We start from the raw sequence: 20929 nt of genomic DNA on the forward strand, positions 1-20929 counted from the left end.
CCCCGGCTTTGGCGGAATCTCCGGTGGAGAGCTTCAACACCCAGTACCGGCTGAAAGCCGCCGGTTTCCCGTTCACCGTGGGCGCCCAACGCACGCTGTCCAAGGCCGGCGGCGAGCGCTGGGAAATGGAAGTGTCGGCCAGTAATTTTCTCGGCGAAATCCGCGAAACCTCGGTATTCACCTGGCAGGGGTGCCTGCCCGTAACCCACTACTACGGCTACCACCGGGAAGGCCTGGGCCGGGTCAAGGCGGCGGAGTTGCGCATCGCGGACAAGCAGGCCACCAGCGAACGCACCGAGCACGAGCCCTACCGCTACGCGGTGGACGAGCCGGCCACCGACAAGATCGCCCTGACCCTGGCGCTGCAGTGCCGCCTGGCCCGGGGCGACCGGGACATCACCCTCAACGTGGCCGACGAGCGCGGCGTGGAGACGCAGCGCTTCCAAGTGGAAGGCCGCGAAACGCTGGAAATCGACGGCGAGGACGTGGCCACCGTGAAGGTGCGGCGGCTGCGCGAAGCGGACAGTGAGCGGCAAACCTGGCTGTGGTTCGCCCCCGGCAACGACTACACCCTGGTGCAACTGGTGCAGGAAAACGACGACGGCCGCCACGTCATGAACCTGGAGAGCCTGCCATGAGATACCTGAGCGGCCTGGCCCTGATGGTGGCGGCAAGCCTGTTACCGGCCCTGGCGGCGGGCGCTTCGCTGCCGCCCTTCTCCGCCGAATACCGCATCTACGTCAACAAAATCCCCACCCCGATCAAGGCCGACCTGGTGCTGGAGCCGGCCAGCGGCGAAGACCGCTACCACATGCGCTTCGAAGCCCACTCCTGGCTGCTCAACAACCGCGAGGAGAGCTGGTTCCGCTGGAACGACTGCGCCCCCCGCACCGAACGCTACACCCACGAGTTCAAGGGCTTCGGCAAGCACCGTTACCACGACACCGACTTCAACTGGGAACAGGGCCGGGCGGTGAGCGAATCGGATTCCGGCGACGAATCCTTCCCGATTCCCGACCAGGCGTTGGATGAGCTCAGCATGCTGCTGCGCGCGCGCTGCGTGTTCGCCACCGGCGACAAGGAATACAGCGCCACCAGTGTGTACGGTGACGATATCCGCGAGCATCACTTCATCGTTATCGACCGGGAAACCATCGACACGCCGATGGGCGATCTGGACACCCTCGTGGTGGAAAAGAAACGGGAAGAAGACAAGGAAGAGAGCCGCCGCACCCTGTTCTGGGTGGCCCCGGAGGTGGGCTACATGGTGGTCAAAGCGCGCCACATTGAAAGCGCGCTGTTGCACGGGGAACTGATCATGACCGAATACAACGGCCCCACGCCCGACTAGGCCGGATCAGGTGCGCGGCAGGGTCACGCCGCGCTGGCCTTGGTATTTACCGCCGCGATCCTTGTACGACGTCTCGCACTCTTCATCGGATTCCAGGAACAGCATCTGCGCCACGCCCTCGTGGGCGTAGATGCGCGCCGGCAGATTGGTGGTGTTGGAAAACTCCAGCGTCACGTGCCCTTCCCACTCCGGTTCCAGCGGCGTCACGTTGACGATGATGCCGCAGCGCGCGTAGGTGGATTTGCCCAGGCAGATGGTCAGCACACTGCGCGGAATCCGGAAGTACTCCACGGTGCGCGCCAGGGCAAAGGAGTTGGGCGGAATGGTGCAGTAGTCGCCCTTGATGTCGACGAAGCTTTTCTCGTCGAAATGCTTGGGGTCCACGGTGGCCGAATGAATATTGGTGAACACCTTGAATTCGTCGGCGCAGCGCACGTCATAGCCGTAGCTGGAAACCCCGTAGGAAATCAGTTTTTCACCGTTGGCATCGGCGCGCACCTGGCCGGCCTGGAACGGCTCGATCATGCCGTGCTCGGTGGCCATGCGGGTGATCCAGCGGTCGGACTTGATGCTCATTGGAATCCTTTATCGGTTCGGCAACCCTAAACGGTGAATGGTACCCGGAATTCAGTGCTGCATCACCACCTTGGGAAACGCGCGCCGCCCCTCGCGGGTCAGGGACAGGCGCGCCGCCATGCGCCGCGCGGTATCCATGTACAGGCGGGCCTCGGCGCTGTCCGGGTCCGCCGCCACCGTGGGGGTGCCGCCGTCCGCCTGCTCGCGAATGCGCAGCGACAGCGGCAGCGAGCCCAGCACCGGGGTATCGTAGTCACGGCCCATGCGGTCGGCGCCGCCCTGGCCGAACACATGCTCCTCGTGGCCGCAGTTGGAGCAGATGTGCACCGCCATGTTCTCGACGATACCCAGCACGCCGATATCCACCTTGCGGAACATCTCCACGCCTTTGATCGCGTCCAGCAGGGCGATGTCCTGGGGCGTGGTGACCACCACCGCGCCCGCCACCGGAATTTTCTGCGCCAGGGTGAGCTGGATGTCCCCGGTGCCCGGCGGCAGGTCGACGATCAGATAATCCAGATCGTGCCACAGCGTTTGCTGCATCATCTGGGTGAGCGCGCCGCTGGCCTTGGGCCCGCGCCACACCACCGGGGTCTGCTCGGTGACCAGGTAGCCCATGGACATGGTCTGGATGCCGTGCGCCATTACCGGCACGAAGGCGTTGCCGTCGCGGGTTTCCGGGCGGGTGCCCTTGGGCAGGCCGAGCATGATCGGCTGGCTGGGCCCGAAGATATCCGCGTCCAGCAGGCCCACCTTGGCGCCCTCCGCGTGCAACGCCAGGGCCAGGTTCACGGCGGTGGTGGATTTGCCCACCCCGCCCTTGCCGGAGGCCACCGCGATCACATTGGCCGCCTGCATCATCGCCGGCATGTCGTGCTGGGCCCGGTGCGGTTTAATACGCACCGACAGGTCCAGCGCCAGCTCACGGCCTTCCAGCAGCGGGGTCACCCGCTCCTCGATCTCCCGGCGCAGCGCCGGCAACCGCGAAGCACAGGGGTACCCGGGGTGCACCACCAGACGCACGCGCCCCTCCTGTTCCTCGATTTCCGTCACCGTGCCGGCGGAAACCAGGTCGACGCCGAGTTCCTCGGGGATGATTTCACCCAGGGACTGTCTAACCGCCTGCTCAATACGCGTCATGGTACCTCCTGCAACTCAGGAGGGGATGATAGAGTTAGCGCAGTCCACAACCAAGGGCCGTACGCACTTAATCACAAGGAGTAACCCCCATGAGGAAGACCGCCCACCTTTTCACCGGCCTGCTGGCCGCGCTGGTCCTCACCGCCTGCGGCGGCAACAACGGCCAGCCGATCGCGGAGCGCGACACCGTCAGTGTCTCCGGCGAGGGCACCATCAAGGCGCGCCCGGATATCTTTAATCTGGTGGCCGTGGCCCGCGAGCGCAGCGACGACGTGGCCGCCATGAAGGACGAAGTGGACCGGCAGGTGCAGGCGATGCTGGATCTGGCCAAGCAGCTGCAAATCGACGACAAGCACATCACCGCCAGCGACATCCAGATCGCCCCGGAGTGGGAATACCAGCCGGAGCGCAAGTTGATCGGCCATCAGGTGAGCCGTGAAGTGAGCTTCCGCACCTCCGGAGTGGAGCGCTACGCGGAACTGGCGGACGGCCTGGCCGGCCTGGGCCTGAAGGAAGTGCGTCCGGGCGGCAGTGAAATCAGCAACGCCGACGAGCTGGCCAACCAGGCGCTGGAAAAGGCGGTGCGCGCCGCCCGTGAAAAGGCCGAAATCCTGGCCCGGGCCGCCGGCCGCGAGCTGGGCGAGGCGATGCAGATCAACGCCCAGGGCTATAACGTGCCCGGCCCGGTGCCGATGCGCGCCGCCATGGCCAAGGAAGACGCCTCGCAGAGCTACCGCCCCGGCGAGCAGGACGTGACCGCCAGCGTTCAGATCACCTTCGAGCTGAACTGATCACCCATGGGTCCGCTAGGCTTTGTATCCGCGGCCGGGCTGCGCGCCTATCTTGCCGCGGGCCGGGCCGCCGGCGTGGACAGCGCCGGCGCGCTGACGGCGGCGGGCATCGACCCGCGGGCGCTGGATCTGCCGGACCTGCATGTGCCGGGCGATCGCTTCGAAGCCCTGATCGCGGAACTGGCCGAGCGCAGCGGTGATCCGCTGTTCGGCCTGCACGCCAGTGAATGTCTCCCGCCGGGCGTGTTCAACGTGCTCGGCTATATCGCCCTGAGCGCCAGCACCCTGCTGGAGGCCCTCGCCAAGGTGGCGCGCTACGAGAAGCGGGTCGGCGACCTGGGCAGCGTGGAAACCCGGTTGCGCGGCAATGAATCGCGGATACTCTGGTATCCCCGCTGCAGCCGCCAGCCGGTGCGGCGCCATCTGGTGGAGGCCGTTTTCGCCGGCTGGCTGCGTTACACCCGCTGGCTCGCCGACGATCAAGCGCTCAACCCGGAACGGGTGTGGTTCGAGCACCCCGGCCCGGACGATCCCCGGCAGGCCGGGGAATACCAGCGCCTGTTCGGCTGCCCGGTGGATTTCAACCAGCCCTACTCGGCGCTGATCGGCGACCGCGACATGCTCGCCCGCCCGCCGCGCCGGCCCGAACCCCACCAGCTGGGCCCCCTGGAAGAGCACGCCGCCCGGCACCTGGAAACCCTGGGCATCGCCACCAGCCTGTCGCTGCGCGTGCGCCATTACCTGCAGGCGGCGCTGGGCGGCCCCCTCCCCGACCGCGACCAGGTGGCCCACGCCCTGCGGCTCAACACCCGCACCCTGCACCGGCATCTGGTCGCGGAAGGCACCGGCTGGCGGGAAATCCTCGACAGCGTGCGCCTGGAGCGCGCCAAGGCCCGTCTGCTGGAGAGCCGCTGCCCACAGGCGGAGATCGCCGCGGACCTGGGTTACGCCGACATCCGCTGCTTCCAGCGCAGTTTCAAGCGCCATACCGGCGTCACACCCGGGCAGTACCGTCGTGGCATGGACAGCGACGGCGAATAGCCACAATATTTACATTACCTGATGGCAATATTACGCGTTTGTCGGACAATCCGGGCATCAGGGGCCGGTCCGGCGAGGCTAGACTCGGGGACAACGATAAAAACAGTATCCGCCAGGGAGAACCGCATGAAACGCACGCTCAAGCAGCTTGAGCGCGCTATCGCGCAAGCCAGCAGCTACGACGAATGGTGCCGTGCCAGCCGTGAATACGACCGGCTCGGCGGCGCCGACGAGTGGAAAGACATCGACCGCTCGCCCCACTACGATTACGAATTGATCCGTAACCGCCTGTGGCAGATCCGCCAGGCCCGCGAGCGCAACGACGTCAACAAACTGGTCTTTCACCTGCATGAAGGCCTGCACGGCAATCTGGGCAATATCTCCAACCCCGCCCTCTACGGTCACAGCCGCATCGGCACCAAGCGGCTGATCGAGCGCTATCTGGAAGAGGTGTGCACCGCCCTGGATTACCTCTGCGACGGCGACTTCGCCGAGTTCGGGCTCAAGCAAAAACTCGATTTCTTCGAAACCACCGGCCAGGCCTTCGGGCAGAGCTGCCTGATGTTCTCCGGCGGCGCCGCCCTCGGGCTGTTCCACATCGGCGTGGCGAAAACCCTCTGGGAGCAGGGCCTGCTGCCCTCGGTGATCTCCGGCTCCAGCGCCGGCAGCATCGTCGCCGCCGTGGTCGGCACCCACGACAACGACGAACTGGCCGCCAAGCTGGAACCGGAAAACATCTACCTGGAAGCGTTCAAGGCGATCGGCTGGAAAGGCCTGCTGCGCGGCACCCCGGTGCTCGACGGCGACCACCTGGAAGCCTGTCTGGAAGAGAACATCAAGGACCTGACGTTCGAAGAGGCCTACCGAAAGACCGGCCGCGAGATCAACATCACCGTCAGCCCCTACGACCGCAACCAGCAGAGCCGCCTGCTCAACTGGCGCACCTCGCCCAATGTGCTGATCCGTAAAGCGGCGCTGGCGAGCTGCGCGATCCCCGGCATCTACCCGCCGGTGAGCCTCTGGGCCAAGAACCTGGACGGCGAGCGGGTGCCCTATATCCCCGGGCGCAAATTCGTCGACGGCTCGATTCAGGACGATCTGCCGATCCGCCGCCTGTCGCGGCTGTTCGGCGTCAACCACTCGATCGTCAGCCAGACCAACCCGCATGTGGTGCCCTTCCTGCCGCGCAGTGAAAGCACCGATTCCAGCCTCAGCACCCTCAGCGACTGGGCGATCCGCAATGTGTCCATGAACCTGCACTACGCGCTTGACCTGGTGCGCCGCCGGGTGCGCTCCAACGACCTGGGGCTGGTGGTCGACAAGGCGCAGACCGTGGTCAAGCAACGCTACATCGGCGACATCAACCTGATCCCGCCGCGCCAGCCGCGCAACGCCCTGCGCGTGCTCAGCAACCCGTCGCTGGAAGACGTGCGCGCCTTCATTCGCGCCGGCGAACAGACCACCTGGCCGAAGCTGGCGATGATCGACAACACCACCCGCATCAGCCGCACCTTCCGTGCCTGCCGGGAGCGTCTCGACCGCCTGGAAGAACGCACCCTAAACCGTCTCAGCGTGGCCGCCAACGGCTGACCGCCACCGGCACCCCGCGCCGCGGGGTGCTATTTGCTTAGCGCGATTGATTATGACTGGCCCCCTTTAAAGGGCGGCCGGAAGCCTCTATGTTCTTAGCACCAGCCAAACAACATCGCATTCGTACTGAGACCAGGAGACACACCCATGGCACTGCAACTCGGCGATACCGCCCCGGATTTCAAACAGGATTCCACCGACGGCCCGATCTCATTCCACGACTGGGCCGGCGACAGCTGGGTGGTGCTGTTCTCCCACCCGAAGGATTTCACCCCGGTGTGCACCACCGAGCTGGGCGAAGTGGCCCGCCTCAAGCCTGAATTCGACAAGCGCAACGCCAAGGTCATCGGCCTGTCCGTGGACCCCCTCGAGGACCATAACGCCTGGTGCGGCGACATCGAGGAAACCCAGGGCTCGGCGCTGAACTTCCCGCTGCTGGCCGACGCGGACCGCTCCGTGAGCCAGGCCTACGGCATGATTCACCCCAACGCCGACAACACCCTGACGGTGCGCAGCGTGTTCGTGATCGACCCGAACAAGAAGATCCGCCTGACCATCACCTACCCGGCCAGCACCGGCCGTAACTTCGATGAAATCCTGCGGGTGATCGACAGCCTGCAGCTCACCGACGGCTACAAGGTGGCCACCCCGGTGAACTGGAACGACGGCGACGACGTGATCATCGTGCCCTCGCTGGACAACGAGGCCGCCGCCAAGCTGTTCCCGGAAGGCTGGGACGAGAAGAAGCCGTACCTGCGGATGGTGAAGCAGCCGAAGAAGAGCTGATGCGCCAGGGCCTCGCGCCCTATCGCGGCCGGACCCGCGCTCACATTGTGCGGAACCGGCTGGACAGGGCGCGGGAATCCCGGTGTAATAGCCGCCGTTCGCGGGTGTAGTTCAATGGTAGAACGGCAGCTTCCCAAGCTGCATACGAGGGTTCGATTCCCTTCACCCGCTCCAGACATGAGAAGGGCCGCCTAGCGCGGCTTTTTTTGTGTCTGGAGCCGCCTGCCTGCGAATGGAAACGGAGTTGTGGGAGCGGGCCCGGCCCGCGAAAGGGAGCGAAGCTCCCGGCAGGATGCCAGAGAGATTTCTGACGGCAGCACCATCAACGTCTCTGGGATCCTGCCGGCCGGCTTTGCCGCCCTTTCGCTTGCAAGGCAAGCTCCCACAAAGCTCCGGCTTCGTAGAATGTTCCGGAGCGCTTAATCAATCGCGTTCAAAACTTGCCGTTCTGGCTTACAGCAATTTCAGCCCTGGCCGACAGAGCCCCGTCCCCGATTGTTGGAGACTGACCACTTCCGTTTATTGATGGGAGGGGACAAGGATGTCTCGTGCAATTTTTCTTTTCGTACTGGCCACGGTGCTGGCGTTCGGCGTGGTGGTGGCCAGTGTCGGGCACGGCCGCACCGTGCCGGCGCTGACCCAGGCCCGGGTCTATCAGGGGGAAGCGGACCTTTCCCGCTACTGGGTCAGCGAAAAGTTTGACGGCGTGCGCGCCTACTGGGACGGCGAAGACCTGATTTCCCGCCACGGCAACCGCTTCGATGTGCCGGCGGCGTTCACCCGGGGCTTCCCGGAGCAGCCCCTGGACGGCGAGCTGTGGATGGGGCGCGGCACCTTCAGCCGCATGGTGGGCCTGATCAATCGCCACGACACCGGGCCGGAGCACTGGCGGGATGTCTATTACATGGTGTTCGACCTGCCCCGGGCGGCGGGCCCCTTCGACGAACGCCTGCAAACCCTGCGCCGGTTGCTCAAGGACCATGACAATCCGCATTTGCGTCTGGTGCGCCAGCTCAAGGTCCCCGACCGGGCGGCGCTCGACCGGCGCCTGGAGAAAGTGATCGAAGCCGGCGGCGAAGGGTTGATGCTGCACCGGGGCGACGCCCCCTACCGCAGCTACCGCTCGGCGGATCTGCTCAAGGTGAAGCCCTACCAGGACGCCGAGGCGCGGGTGGTGGCTCATCTGCCCGGCGAGGGGCGGCTGGAAGGCAAGATGGGCGCGCTGCTGGTGGAAACCGCGAGCGGGCAGCATTTTCGTCTCGGCAGCGGTTTCAATGACGCCCAGCGGGCGGAGCCGCCGCCGATCGGCAGCCTGGTGACCTACAAGTTTTATGGCCGCACGCGCCACGGCCTGCCGCGCTTCCCCAGCTTTCTGCGGGTGCGGCGGCAGGGGCCGGGCTTTATCCGCTGAGGGTTGCAGGACGGCGCCCGCTGGGCGATAAGTAGCACACCGAAACAAGGAGTGCGCGCTATGCCCAGCGCTTTTATTACCGGTGCCCGGGGTTTTCTGGGCGGCCATATCACCCGACAGTTGCTCGACGCCGGCTGGGAAGTGACCGCCCTGCTGCGCCCCGGCAGCGACGGCGCGGCCCTGTCCGCCCTGGGGGTCAAAGTGGTGGAGGCGCCGATGGACAACGCCACGGAAGTCACCCTGGTGATGCCGCCGGCGGTGGACGCGGTGTTCCATGTGGCGGGCAATACCAGCCTTTGGCGGCACCTGAACCAGCGCCAGTACCAGGACAATGTGATGGGCACCCGGGCGTTGATCACCGCCGCGCTGCGCAACCAGGCCGGGCGCTTTATTCATACCTCCTCGATTTCCGCCTGGGGCATCCAGGACGAGGCCATCGACGAGGCGTCACCGTCCAACGCCGCCGACGACTGGATCGGCTATAACCGCACCAAGTATCTGGCCGAGGAAGAGATCCGTCACGGTATGCAGCACGGTCTCGACGCGGTGATTCTCAACCCCTGCGGCATTATCGGCGCCGGTGACACCCACAACTGGTCGCAGATGATCACGCTGATCGAGCAGCGCAAGCTGCCCGGCGTGCCGCCCGGCGGCGGTAACTTCTGCGCGGTGGAGGAAGTGGCGCGGGCGCACCTGACGGCGGTGGAGAAAGGAGTGCGCGGCGAGAACTATATTCTTGCCGGCGTCGAGGCCAGCTTTCTGGAGCTGGCCAACACCATCGGCCGGCTGCTCGACCGGCCCACGCCGCGCAAACCGATGCCGGTCTGGCTGCTGCGGCTGGCCGGGCAGGTCTACGCGGTCGGCGGGCTGTTCACCCGGCAGGAACCGCGCCTGACCCCGGAGAAGGTGGCGCTGGTCACCAGCCGGGTTCACGCGGATGGCAGCAAAGCGGTGCAGGAGCTGGGGTTCGACGCCACGGTGCCGCTGGAAACCATGCTGCGCCGCTGCATCGACTGGATGCGCGAGACCGGGCGCCTTTAGCGCAGCGCCCGGTAGACGCGAAAGCGGTTGGTTTCGCTCACCACCTGCACGTGCCGGAAGGCGGCGTCGAGCCACTGCACATAGGGCAGCTCGCGGTTCGCCACCATCCAGAATTCACCGTGTTCCTCGAGATGGCGCGGCGCCTGTTCGATCAGGCGCCGGGTGATCGACATGGTGCGGTCACGGCCGTCGTGGAACGGTGGGTTGGTCACCAGGGTCTGGTAACGCCCCTCCACGCCGCCGTAGAGGTCCCCGCCCACCACCTTGCCCTGCAAGTGGTTGCGGTTGAGGGTGCTGCAGGCGGCGGCCACCGCGGTGGCGCTCACATCGGTGCCGGTCACGTTGCAGCCGGCATGGGCCAGCGCGGCGGTGATCACCCCGCAGCCGCAACCCATATCCAACGCCTTGCCGCGGGGCGCCGCCTCGGCGAGCGCCTGCAGCAACAGGGCGGTGCCTTCGTCCAGGCGGCCGTGGCTGAACACCCCCGGATAGCTGATCACGTCCAGGTCGTCGACGCGCACCACGCTTTCCACCTGCTCCAGGGAGAGTGCCGGCCCCGGCCGCAAGGCGCCGCGATAGACTTTGCAGTGACGGGCGCTGTCCACCAGGGTCACCGCGTCGGCGTGCCGGGACAGCCGCGTCACGCCGCCGCGGATGCCGCCCTTGGCCGGCCCCACCAGCCACACCTCCAGCGGTTCCTCGACGCTGCCGGCAAGGCCGCGCAGCAACAGTTCCAGGCGCTCCGACGATTTCGGCAGCGGCAGGATCACCAGATCGGTGTCCTCGGGGAGCGTGGGCAGAGGCGCCCACTGGTGGGCACCGACGGTGTAATCGTCGGCGTGCAGATAGACCTGCTCGGCGGGCAAGTCGGCCAGCTCCGGGTCGTTGGCGTCGACCACCAGAACCCGCCGTCCGGCCAGGCTCTCTTCCTGTCGCCACAGTAACCGTGTGCTGTTTTCCATCGCTTGGCGCCTCGGCAAATCGGGCAGTATAAACAAACCCGGCCCCGGGGGATAAATCCGGCCTTCACGGCGCGCTTGAAGTTTTACATAAACACCACGCCCCGGGTGCTTTCCTACCGCTAGAATGCGCGAATCAGATGATGTTGTGGAGGCAAAGGATGGTCCGTTCCGCAGTTCTGGCTATTGGTATTCTAGTGGCGTCCCTGGCCTGCGCCGATAACAGCGACAGCGTGTTTGAAGAAGCGCTGCACGCCGCCCGCAATGATGATTGGAACGGTCTGGCGCAGGCACAGAAACGCCTGTCCGACGATCACCCGCTGCAGGCTTACCTGGAATTCCACCGGCTGCGCGCCGCCCTGCCCGATCTCTCACCGCAGCGCGTGGTGGAATACGGCGAGCGCTACCCGGATTCGCCGCTGCCCGACGATATCCGCCAGCACGCCCTGGTGGCCTACGCCAAGGAATCGCGCTGGCGCGACGTGCTGAAGGTCTACGACCGCGCGCCACGGGGCACCGAGCTGCGCTGCTATTACCTGCGCGCCCAGTGGGAAAACGGTGACAAGGGCGTGCTGCCGCAGGTTCGCGAGCTCTGGCTTTCCGGCAGCTCAAGACCGTCCAGTTGCGACCCGCTGTTCGAAGCCGCCCGGGACCAGGGCGTGATCGGCGAACAGGAGATCTGGGAACGTCTGCTGCTCGCCTTCGACCAGGGCGCCACCGGCCTGATGAGCTACCTGGCCGACATGCAGAGCGGCGCGGACGCCACCGCCGGCGAGTGGCTGGGCCGCCTGCACCGGGACCCGGAGCGGCTGCGCGAGCTGCCCGAGGGCATCGGTGATGAACGCCGTGAACAACTGCTCAGCGCCGCCCTGCGCCGTCTCGCCTACACCGACACGGTGCGCGCCCGGGAACTGTTTGAACAGGAAAGCGCCAACCTGGGTCTCAAGGACCCGGCCCTGCGCGAGCGCGCCGCGGAGCGCATTGCCTGGTACTCCACCATTCGCGGCATTGAAGAGAACCGCCAATGGCTGGACGGCTGGCTGGCCAACAACGGCAGCGCGGACACCCTGGACCAGCGCGCCCGGCGTAGCGTGATCGAACAGCGCTGGGACGAGCTGCCTGACTGGGTGGCCCGCCTGCCGGCGGCGGCGCGCGACGACAGCCGCTGGCAGTACTGGCTGGGCCGTGCCGCCGAGGAGAACGGCGATGATGAGGCAGCCCGCGCCCACTGGGGCCGTGCCGCCGGGCAGCGTAACTTCTATGGCTTCCTGGCCGCCGAACGGCTCGGCCAGGCCCCGGTGTTCAGCAATGCCTCGCCGGCCACCGACGACAGTGCCCCGACCCAACCGGGCCTGGCGCGGGTGGCGCTGCTGCGGGAGATCGACGAGCCGCAACTGGCCTGGGACGAGTGGAACTGGATGCTCTGGCACAGCAGCGAGGGGCAGCGCCGCAAGCTGGCGCAGCACGCCTTGCAGCAAGGCTGGTACGACCTGGTGGTGCAGGCGTCGATTCAGGCGCGTGCCTGGAACGTGCTGGCCTGGCGCTTCCCGGCCGCGCACCGGGACCTGTTCGTGAACGCCGCCCGTCGCCACGATCTGGACCCCTGGCTGAGCATGGCGGTGGCGCGCCGCGAAAGCGCGTTTTACCCCCACGCCCGTTCCCCGGTGGGCGCCCAGGGCCTGATGCAGCTGATGCCGGGCACCGCCCGCAAAGTGGCGCGCGACGCCGGCCAGACCCCGCCCGACGCCCGCCAGGTGATGGACCCGGACATCAACGTGGCCCTGGGCACCCGTTATCTGGCGGAGTTGCTGGAGCGGTTCAACGGCAACCGGGTACTGGCGCTGGCCGCTTATAACGCCGGCCCGCACCGGGTAGACGACTGGCTCGCCGAGGAAGAGGACGCGGTGCCGGCGGACGTCTGGATCGAGTCCATTCCCTTCTATGAAACCCGGGAATACGTGCAGGCGGTGCTCACCTACCGGGTGCTGTTCCAGGGCTTGCACGGCAACCGGGAACAACTGGTGCTGCTGCGGCCCGACGAGCGCGGCACGCCCTACTCCCTGGCGATGATGGATTAGGCGCCGGCTCAGTCGAGCTGGCGAATGTGGTAATCCAGGCGCCCCCGGCGCAGCAGCGGCGCCAGCCGGGCGTCCTGCTGCAGGCGGCGGCGCAGATGCACGCTGCGCGCCGGGTCGCGAGTTAAGGCCACCACCGCGTTGTGGCAGTCGCCGCAGGATAACCGGAAGCGGCTGCTCCAGCCTTTCATGGTGTGCTGGTCGGCGGCGTGGCTTTGCCGGTATTCGGTGAAATCGCCGAAATTCATCACCAGGGTGCCGCGTGCGCTGACGTGCCGGGCCAGGGTCCGCACCCAGGCCCGGTCGGCGGGCACCGCCCGGCTCACCGCCTCGTTATCCGGGGCGAACAGATCTTCGATGATCAGATCGAACGGCTCGCCGTCGTAGGCATTGAGCCAGGCCACCGCGTCGCCGAGCACGGTCTGCTCGCCCTCGCCCACCACCGAAAACACCTCGCGGGCCACCGCCAGGTGGTGCGGGTCCAGCTCCACCGCGATCAGCTTGTCCGGGGCCAGCAGTTCGCGTATCGGCGGCAGCAGGGTGCCGCCGCCCAGCCCCAGAATCAGCACCCGCCGGAAGCGCTGCGGCTCACTGAGCAGCGCCGGCAACCAGAGCAGGTCCCAGACGCTGCCGGTGACCAGCCGCTTGGGGTGGAACTCAGAGTGCTGCACACCGTTGGCGAACAGGCGCATGCGGTCGCCGCGGCGGTGTACCTGATACAGCACACCGTCTTCCTGACGCTGCCAGACCACCGCCATCAGGAGTCGACGCCCAGGCCCACCCCGGTCACGTCACCGTCGGCGCGGGGATCGCCCAGCCGCACCTGGTCCTCGGCCAGGCCGTGCTCTTCGATCAGCCGGTCACGGGCCTGCCGGGCCCGCTCCCCGGCCAGCTCCAGAAGGGTCTCGTCGTCCACCTCGGCGGCCGCCTGTTCCAGCATCCGCCGCCAGGCTTCCCGGGCGCGATCGGCGTCGCTGTCGCCTTCCAGGGTGTCCCGGTCGCGGTCCAGGCGGTCCTCATAGGTGTCGAGGATACGTTCGCGCCAGTCTTCGCCGGTGAGCGCGGTGTCCAGGCCCGGCCAGTCACCGCCCAGGTCGTCGACCACCTCGGCTTCGCCGAGCGCGCGCCGGTCGTCGTCACCGGCCTGCCCGGTGAGGATCACCGTCAGGTTATCCCGGTCCTTAAGAATGTCCGCCAGGCGCGCCACCTTATCGCGCGTCTCCCCCGTGGGCCGGTCGTCGCCGGCCCGGAAAGGCAGGTATTGCAGGTCGTCGTCGCCGCCGCCGGCGAGGCTGGCGAGCATGGAGAACGGCGCGGTGGCGGCTTTCACCAGCACATTGCGGATCACCCGCAGCACCACGCCGCCGGCACTGAACCCCGGGTCGTTGAGATCACCGGCGATGGTCACCGGCAGGCGGATCATGCCGGAGCTGTCGCGCAGCACCGACAGGCCCAGCTTCACCGGCGCGTCCAGCGCCTGCTCGCTGTCCACCCGTTCGCCCAGGTAGAACTTGTCGGCGGCGATCTTGGTGGTGCTGTCCAGCTGGCCGTCCTCGATCGACACTTCGGTGTCCACGTCCAGACGACCGCGCTCGACCCCGAAGCCCAGATAACGGGTGGTGAACGGGGTCAGGGTTTCCATGCCGTAGCCGTCCAGCTGCCCGGTGAGGTCCAGGTACAGCGGGCTCACCGCCAGATCCCCCTGGGCGCGCAGGCGGGCCTGGCCGTTTACGCGCCCCGAGGTCTCCAGCCGGGCGCGGCCGGAGCCGGTGTCGAAGTTTTCCATGACGCCGCTCCACTGCTCCAGCGTGACGTCGAAATCCGGGGTCAGAGTGTTATCCCGGTGCGCCAGCCGGGACTCTTCCACCGACACGCGCCCGAGCATCACCCGCCAGGCCGGACCGTCGTCCTCGCCGTCATCGTCGCCGGCCAGGCGCGTCATCAAGCCGCGGCCCTGCTCGTCGAGAAGATGGCGAAAATCAATGCCGCGGCCGGCCAGGCCGTCCACGGTTACGCGACGGTCGGCGGTTTTGACACTCAAACCGTCGGCGGCCAAACGCGCCACGCTGAGGGTCTCGCGGCCGTTTTCGCGGATGTCGGCGTCCGCCACGCTGGCACGGCCGGTGACGGTGATATCCGGCGTATCGCCGGCCACGGTGAGCGCCAGCTCGCCGCCGGCGCGGCCCTGCTCGATGGTCAACGGCACGGCGTTGGCGAGCCAGGGTGACAGCGTGGTCAGCGGCAACTCCTCAAGGTCGAGATCCGCGGACACCTTCAGCGGCGCAAGCTGCCCGGTGCCGGAGTGCGACAGGCGGCCGCTTTCCGCCAGCACGGCGCTCCCCTCCCACTGCCAGCGGACGCTGTCCTCGACGCGGAAATCGGTGAGGTTGAGAGCCCCTTCACTGAGCGTTACTTCAACCGGCTCGGGCAGGGTCTGGTCGCGGAACACCACGCTGCCGTTCTCCACCTTGAACCGGTCCAGGGTGACGGCCCAGGCCTCGCCTTCGCGGATCCGCTCGGCGGATTGGTCCGCTTCCTCGCGCACCTTTTCACGGGTCTCCCGGGCCCGGTCCGGATCGGACGGCAAAAACAACGTGGCCAGGTCCAGCCCTTCGCCGGTCAGCACCGCCCGCATCGCCGGCTCGGTCAAGGTCACTTCCGGCACGCTGACACGGCGCTTGGTGAGATCCAGGCTGACGCCGTCCACCTTGAGGGTGGGCACCTCGAAGCTGGGCGCCTCGTTACCGTCGCGAAGAATACGCAGCCGGTCCAGCTGGAAACGGCCGTTGTCCACGGTCAGGCCTTCGCCGTCCCCGGTGCCGTAGCGGTAATCCGCCGCCAGCCCGAGCATGCCGGACGGCACCTGGAACGGAAAATGCGGCTCCAGCAAACGGGTGAAGGCGGCCACGTCCACCTTGTCCATTTGCAGGCGGCCTTCCACGGTCAGCGGCTCGAACACAAAGCGGCCGCGCCAATCCAGGGTGCCGCCGTCGGGGCCTTCGACGTGCATCTGGTAAAGGTTGTCTTCTTCACCCACGCCCCGGGTGGTCAGGTCCTCGATGCTGAACGCCACCGGCAGAGTCAGGGAACTGGGCTCGCTGCCGGACACGTCGTTCAGCGTCACGCGGCCTTCGGACAGGCGCAGATGGCTGATGGTGAACGCGGGCGGACCGGAGGCTTCGTCTTCCGGCGGGGGCTCGTCGGCGGTGTCCTCCTCGCCGCTTTCGCGCAGGCGGGTGACGATGTCGTCCAGGTTGAGGGTGCCGTTCTCGCCCCGGCGCAGGCGGACCTCCAGGCCGGCCAGGTCCACACCGCTGACCCAGGGGCGCCAGTGGAACAGCGACGCCCAGAAGGAGGTATTCACGTACAGGCGGTCAAACCGGGCCAGGAAGTCGGTGTCCGGATCCGCGATCCGGAACCGTTCCGCGGTGGCCGACAGCGTCAGCGGGTTGAGCCGCACTTCTTCCACGGTCACGTCCCGCCCCAGCAGACCGGATAACCGCTGCTCGATCTCCCCACGCGCCCAGCCGGGCAGAATCAAAAACACCGTCAGCGCGTACAACACATACAACAGGGCCAGAATCGCCAGAATCCGGGCGCCCCATCCCCGCGAGCGCCACCATTGTATCGGTGTGTCCATGTCGTCGTTCCCTCTGGCCGATTGCGCAAGCGCAAAGTCTAGCATTAACGCCGTGAACAGGTCGCCCCGGCGGCCATTGCGCCGGCGGCGGCAAGGTTCACACTCAGCCTTTTCCAAGGAGGCCGCCATGAGCGACAACTATCTACTCAAGATGTACCAAAAAGCGGCGAAACTGCCCCGCGGTCGCCGGCTTTTTTCCATCATGTTCAGCCGCAAGGCGCCCTATTTCGGCACCATCAAACCGCTGATCGCGGAGCTGCGTCCGGATTACTGCAAGGTCACCTTCAAGAAGCGCAGGGCGGTGGAGAACCATATCGGCACCGTGCACGTGATCGCCATATGCAACGCCATGGAAGCCGCCATGGGGGCGCTGGCGGAAGCGTCGATTCCCAAGCACCTGCGCTGGATTCCCAAAGGCATGGACGTTCGCTATACCGCCAAGGCCACCTCGGACATCACCGCCATCGCCGAGGTCGCGCCGGGCGCCTGGGAAAACGGCCCCGAGTTGCCCGTGACGGTGACCGCGTACCGCGACGACGGCACCGTGGTGGTGGAAGGCACGATCCACCTGTGGGTCACCGAGAAACCCGCCCGCGAATAAAATCCGCGGCCCGGTCGGCGGCGCCGGCCAGGTTCGCCCGCGGGTCGATGCCGCTGCGTTTGCGCGGCGTGAAATCGTGATCGCCGTCGGGCACCCAGTGCAAGGTTACCCGGGACGGCAGGCTGTAGCCGGCCACTTCCGGGGGCTTGCCGAACGGGTCCCTCTCCCCCTGGCAAATCAGTACCGGCGCCGCCAGCGCCGGGAAATGATCCAGCCGCGTCTTTTCCGGTTTGCCGGGGGGATGGAAGGGGTAGCCGAACACCACGCACCCGTCCGGGGCGGTGTCCGGGTCCGCCGCCAGCATGGTCGCCATGCGTCCGCCCATGGACTTGCCGCCCACCCAGACCGGGCCCGGCGCCGTCCGGCGCACCTCGTCCAGCACCGCCTGGAAACACGCCATCAGCCGGGGGGCACGATCCGGCGGCGCCTTGATGCCTTCTTCGCGGCGCCGGGCCATGTAGGCGAACTCAAAGCGCGCCACCTCGATGCCGCGCTCCGCCAGCAGCCCCGCCATGGTCGCCATGAACGGGCTGTCCATGGGCGCGCCGGCACCGTGGGCCAGCACCAGGGTGGCGACGGGCGTGGCTGGCGCGCGGTTCCAGAGAAGTTCCGGCATCGGCGTTGATTCCTTTGTGCGGTTAAACCGGAGCCACAATGTGGCCGATCCCGACTCCCCTGTAAACGCGGGCGCTATCAGGCCTCCCAGAGGTGCATCTGGCCGGCCAGGCCGGGCGGCCGGAACGCGCTGCTGTCCAGGGTGAAACTTTCCCGGGGCGCCAGGCCGTGGCGCTGACAGGCCACCTGGAAACGGCGCGCCAGCAGTTCCGCCATCGGCCCCTGGCCGCGCTGCCGGTGGTGCCAGCGGCTGTCGTAGCTGGCGCCGCCGTGCATTTCCTTCAGCGCCGACATCACCCGTTCGGCCCGCTCCGGATAATGCCGCTGCAGCCATTCCTCCCACAGCGGCCCCACTTCATGGGGCAGGCGCAGGGCCACATAGCCGGCACTGCGGGCGCCGGCCGCCGCCACCTGCTCGACGATATCCTCCAATTCCTGATCGTTGATAAACGGAATCAACGGCGCCACCAGCACGGTCACCGGCACCCCGGCGCGGGCCAGCTCGCGCACCGTTTTCAGGCGCTCACGGCCACCGCTGGCACGCGGCTCCAGCTGATTCTTGAGGCGGTTGTCCAGGGTGGTGACCGACACCGCCACCGAGGCCCGGCCCTCGACGGCCATCGGCGCGATCAGATCCAGATCGCGCAGCACCAGCGCGCTTTTGGTGATCAGGCTGAACGGATGTCGGCACTCCGCCAGCACCTGCAGAATCTCCCGGGTTATAAGCCGCTCGCGCTCCACCGGCTGGTAGGGATCGGTGGCGGTACCGATCACCAGCGGCCGACAGCGATAGCCGGGTTTGCGCAGGGTGTCGCGCAGCACCTCGGCGGCGTTGTCCTTGCAGAAAATCTCGGCCTCGAAGTCCTGCCCCGGAGAGAGGTCCACATAGGCGTGGTTGGGGCGGGCGAAACAGTAGATACAGCCGTGCTCACAGCCCCGGTAGGGGTTGATGCTGCTGTCGAAGTGCAGGTCCGGGCTCTGGTTGTGGGTAATGATCGACCTGGCCTGCTCCCGGTGGTAGCGGGTGGGCCGGGCGGTGTCCGCCTCGTCGCTGACCACGGTGGTGACCTGAAAGCGGCCGGGGTGCCGGCTGAGGGTGCCGCGGTTGGATGCGCTGGTGGCCATGCTGCCTCCAAATACTGATCATATGGACAGTATTATGGGCAGCCCACCGGGGAACCGCAACAGCGGATTAGTAAACCGGGTGAATCAGTGGGGCCGTACCGGCTGCACCAGCACCCAGGGCATCACGACCACGGTCCACAGCGCTTGGTCGGACTCGAACCAGGCCCGTGCCTGGTCGTCGGTGACGCCGCCCACGCGGCCCTGGTCACGCCACGGCTTGAGCTGCTCGGCCCGGTCTTCGGCGAACGCCACGGCCACTTCGATCAGGTCCAGGTCGCCGGCCACGGCCACGGTCTGGCCGCGGGCAAAGAACGGCTGCAGCTCTTTCCAGTCCGCCTTGGCGGTTTCCTGGTTGAGTTTGGCTCTGAGAATGTCGCTGTCGGTGGGGTCGGCCATGACGTCTCCTGTTGGTGGCCCCGGCGCGGCTGGCGACCGGGCGGCGCCATTATCGCCCACGACGTTCGTAACGCAAGGGAGCGCTTGTGGGAGCGGAACTGAAGAGAGGGAAAAAGAGCGCCCGCCTGGGGAGGACGGGCGTCTGTACCGAAAGGAACGTCCGTGTTCTTTCGCGTCCTTGCCCGATCCAATATAAGAGCCCCGCCGGCTCTTACCTATAATCCATCGCCGTCAATCCGTGTAAGAGATTTGCTCATTGTCGGCGACGTTATTACCACCTGATCTCGGTACCGATGTCGGGAACCGGGTTGCCGTCCCGGTCGAACAGCGCCAGGGTGGCGCCGTTTTCGTCGAGGCTGACACGGGAGAAGGCGTCCCGGCTGTAGACCTCGCCGGGCACCGTGACCCGGCCCAGGGACGGCTTCCAGAGGCCACGCAGGGTGTGGTCGTCACGGATCATCGGCCGGTACCAGCGGAACGCCATCAACGCGGTGGGCCAGAACAGGCCGGAGCAGATCCAGCCGTGTATCGGGTTCCGTCCGCGCCGGTCCAGGCGGGCGTACAGGGAGGCGTGCACGTCGCCGCTGAGCATCAGTAATCGCCGACAGCCGCTGTCGTGGATAGCGTCCACCAGCCGCTGGCGCTGGGCGGCGAAGCCTTCCCAGCTGTCCTGCCCGCGGAACGGCCAGCGCTGCTCGGGAAACAGCGGCACCGAGGACACCAGGCATTTGACCCGGTCCGGCTCGTCCTCGAGCCAGGCCACCACCGCGTCCTCCTGGGCCCGGGACATGATCTTGCGTTGCCAGGGCCAGCGGCTGAGCACGCGCTCGGTGCGCAGATCCATCAGGAAGAAGTCCGCGCAGCCCCAGCGAAAGCGGTACCAGAGCGCGTCCGGGTCGCGCTCCAGGCGGGTGCCTTCCGCGTTCAGCGGCACCGCCGGGGAGTGCGAGGCCTGGTAGATCTGGTAGGCCTTCATGGCGGCCGGGTATTTGCTGGTCCACAGATCCGGATTGGCGCGCGCCGGCCAGTTGTTCTCGATTTCGTGGTCGTCGAGGATCATGTGGTGGTTGTAGTTGGCCATCAGCCGGCGGATGTTGGGCTGGCCGAAACTCTGGCGGTAGAGGTCGAAATACTCCCGCTGGGAGGACGCCGCCGCCACTTTCCAGGTGGAATCGGCGTACACCTGGTCGCCGCCGTAGAGGACGAAATCCGTGGGGCTGGCGGCGGCGTTGTCCGCCATGCGGGAGAAGATGCGGTCGGCCCGGCCGTCCTCCACCTCATGGTCGAGCCCCACGAAGCGGTAACAGCAGGAGCCGAACAGGAAGCTCACCGGCGCCCGGGGCGAGGCCGGCGCGGTGCGGAAGTGGCCGGTGTTGACGTGACCCCAATCCAGCGCCTTGTCCTCGCTGTCCGCCGACGCCACCGCGCCGGCCTGGAACTGATAGCGCCGCCCCGGCTCCAGGTCCTTCAGCACCACCACGCCGCTGCTGTCGAAGTTACCGTTGATGCGGAAATGCCTCGGCCCGCGCCAGCGCGTCTCGCCTTCCAGCCGCCAGCGTATGCGACCGTGCGGCGCCTTCTGGCCGGCCTTCAAGGTTCCGGCGGGCATCACGCCGAGAATACGAATGCTGGTTTGACCGGCGGTGCCCACGATCGGACCGACGACAAACGGCTTTACCCTGCTCTGCATTTAGTGTTCCCCCCGAAAGAGCGCGGATACGTCACTGATTGAGCCACCTCTTAAGCACTGCTAGCATCCAGAAAGATTACTTAGCGGGGTGGCGGTTATTT

The 20929-nt window shown here is 66.9% G+C and carries 19 protein-coding genes and 1 tRNA gene; 11 read left to right on the forward strand and 9 right to left on the reverse strand.

Annotated elements, in window-relative coordinates; genetic code table 11:
• The first annotated feature begins 23 nt into the window (after window positions 1-23).
• Both ISO4_RS10450 and ISO4_RS10455 read left to right on the forward strand, forming a co-directional pair.
• On the forward strand, window positions 24-638 hold the full coding sequence (locus ISO4_RS10450; protein ID WP_456151256.1) for a DUF3108 domain-containing protein: 615 nt from the start codon (window positions 24-26) through the stop codon (window positions 636-638).
• Window positions 635-1351: a DUF3108 domain-containing protein gene (locus ISO4_RS10455; protein ID WP_194856163.1), complete on the forward strand. Its 717-nt coding sequence runs from the start codon at window positions 635-637 to the stop codon at window positions 1349-1351. Before ISO4_RS10450 ends, ISO4_RS10455 begins: the two co-directional genes overlap by 4 nt.
• Before the next feature lie 6 nt (window positions 1352-1357).
• Here the strand turns inward: ISO4_RS10455 and dcd are convergent, their stop codons facing one another.
• On the reverse strand, window positions 1358-1927 hold the full coding sequence (dcd, locus tag ISO4_RS10460; RefSeq protein WP_142949090.1) for a dCTP deaminase: 570 nt from the start codon (window positions 1925-1927) through the stop codon (window positions 1358-1360).
• A 51-nt stretch (window positions 1928-1978) separates the two neighbouring features.
• A complete protein-coding gene (gene apbC / locus ISO4_RS10465) occupies window positions 1979-3067 on the reverse strand; it encodes an iron-sulfur cluster carrier protein ApbC (RefSeq protein WP_142949091.1) in 1089 nt (362 codons plus the stop codon).
• 89 nt (window positions 3068-3156) lie between these two features.
• Here apbC and ISO4_RS10470 point away from each other — a divergent pair, with 89 nt between their 5' ends.
• The 7 genes from ISO4_RS10470 (at window position 3157) to ISO4_RS10500 (ending at window position 9727) form a co-directional block, all read left to right on the forward strand.
• On the forward strand, window positions 3157-3858 hold the full coding sequence (locus tag ISO4_RS10470) for an SIMPL domain-containing protein (protein ID WP_194856164.1): 702 nt from the start codon (window positions 3157-3159) through the stop codon (window positions 3856-3858).
• A gap of 6 nt (window positions 3859-3864) precedes the next feature.
• Window positions 3865-4899, forward strand: a complete 1035-nt coding sequence (locus ISO4_RS10475; protein WP_194856165.1) for an AraC family transcriptional regulator — start codon at window positions 3865-3867, stop codon at window positions 4897-4899.
• A 126-nt stretch (window positions 4900-5025) separates the two neighbouring features.
• Window positions 5026-6489, forward strand: a complete 1464-nt coding sequence (locus tag ISO4_RS10480) for a DUF3336 domain-containing protein (RefSeq protein WP_142949094.1) — start codon at window positions 5026-5028, stop codon at window positions 6487-6489.
• A gap of 147 nt (window positions 6490-6636) precedes the next feature.
• The gene (locus ISO4_RS10485; protein WP_194856166.1) at window positions 6637-7275 is read left to right on the forward strand and encodes a peroxiredoxin; all 639 of its coding nucleotides are present in this window, start codon (window positions 6637-6639) and stop codon (window positions 7273-7275) included.
• Window positions 7276-7375: 100 nt separating this feature from the next.
• Window positions 7376-7449 (forward strand) — tRNA-Gly (locus ISO4_RS10490).
• 367 nt (window positions 7450-7816) lie between these two features.
• Window positions 7817-8686: a DNA ligase gene (locus tag ISO4_RS10495; protein ID WP_194856167.1), complete on the forward strand. Its 870-nt coding sequence runs from the start codon at window positions 7817-7819 to the stop codon at window positions 8684-8686.
• Window positions 8687-8746: 60 nt separating this feature from the next.
• Window positions 8747-9727, forward strand: a complete 981-nt coding sequence (locus ISO4_RS10500) for an NAD-dependent epimerase/dehydratase family protein (protein WP_142949097.1) — start codon at window positions 8747-8749, stop codon at window positions 9725-9727.
• Here the strand turns inward: ISO4_RS10500 and ISO4_RS10505 are convergent.
• Complete coding sequence (locus ISO4_RS10505) at window positions 9724-10689, reverse strand: methyltransferase (RefSeq protein WP_194856168.1); 966 nt, start codon at window positions 10687-10689, stop codon at window positions 9724-9726. The two genes, ISO4_RS10500 and ISO4_RS10505, sit on opposite strands and share 4 nt — an antisense overlap.
• A 158-nt stretch (window positions 10690-10847) precedes the next feature.
• Between ISO4_RS10505 and ISO4_RS10510 the strand changes: the two genes are divergently transcribed.
• A complete protein-coding gene (locus ISO4_RS10510) occupies window positions 10848-12764 on the forward strand; it encodes a transglycosylase SLT domain-containing protein (RefSeq protein WP_194856169.1) in 1917 nt (638 codons plus the stop codon).
• A gap of 8 nt (window positions 12765-12772) precedes the next feature.
• On the opposite strand, the gene ISO4_RS10515 is transcribed toward ISO4_RS10510, so the two are convergent.
• Both ISO4_RS10515 and ISO4_RS10520 read right to left on the reverse strand, forming a co-directional pair.
• A complete protein-coding gene (locus ISO4_RS10515) occupies window positions 12773-13519 on the reverse strand; it encodes a spermidine synthase family protein (RefSeq protein ID WP_194856170.1) in 747 nt (248 codons plus the stop codon).
• Window positions 13519-16401, reverse strand: a complete 2883-nt coding sequence (locus ISO4_RS10520) for a DUF748 domain-containing protein (protein WP_194856171.1) — start codon at window positions 16399-16401, stop codon at window positions 13519-13521. Before ISO4_RS10520 ends, ISO4_RS10515 begins: the two co-directional genes overlap by 1 nt.
• 127 nt (window positions 16402-16528) lie before the next feature.
• Between ISO4_RS10520 and ISO4_RS10525 the strand changes: the two genes are divergently transcribed.
• The gene (locus ISO4_RS10525; protein WP_142949102.1) at window positions 16529-17002 is read left to right on the forward strand and encodes a hotdog fold domain-containing protein; all 474 of its coding nucleotides are present in this window, start codon (window positions 16529-16531) and stop codon (window positions 17000-17002) included.
• Here the strand turns inward: ISO4_RS10525 and ISO4_RS10530 are convergent.
• From ISO4_RS10530 to ISO4_RS10545, 4 genes are all read right to left on the reverse strand, one after another.
• On the reverse strand, window positions 16977-17618 hold the full coding sequence (locus ISO4_RS10530; protein ID WP_194856172.1) for an alpha/beta family hydrolase: 642 nt from the start codon (window positions 17616-17618) through the stop codon (window positions 16977-16979). The two genes, ISO4_RS10525 and ISO4_RS10530, sit on opposite strands and share 26 nt — an antisense overlap.
• 77 nt (window positions 17619-17695) lie before the next feature.
• On the reverse strand, window positions 17696-18742 hold the full coding sequence (locus ISO4_RS10535; protein ID WP_142949104.1) for a PA0069 family radical SAM protein: 1047 nt from the start codon (window positions 18740-18742) through the stop codon (window positions 17696-17698).
• 84 nt (window positions 18743-18826) lie between these two features.
• Entirely contained in the window at window positions 18827-19138 is a 312-nt protein-coding gene (locus ISO4_RS10540; RefSeq protein ID WP_194856173.1) for a DUF2288 domain-containing protein, read from the reverse strand.
• Between the two features lie 271 nt (window positions 19139-19409).
• Window positions 19410-20828 (reverse strand): alkaline phosphatase D family protein, encoded by a 1419-nt coding sequence (locus ISO4_RS10545; protein WP_194856174.1) that lies wholly within the window; start codon window positions 20826-20828, stop codon window positions 19410-19412.
• Window positions 20829-20929 lie beyond the last annotated feature (101 nt).

This window comes from Alloalcanivorax venustensis ISO4, assembly GCF_015356855.1.
In the GTDB taxonomy this organism is placed as follows: Bacteria; Pseudomonadota; Gammaproteobacteria; order Pseudomonadales; family Alcanivoracaceae; genus Alloalcanivorax; species Alloalcanivorax venustensis.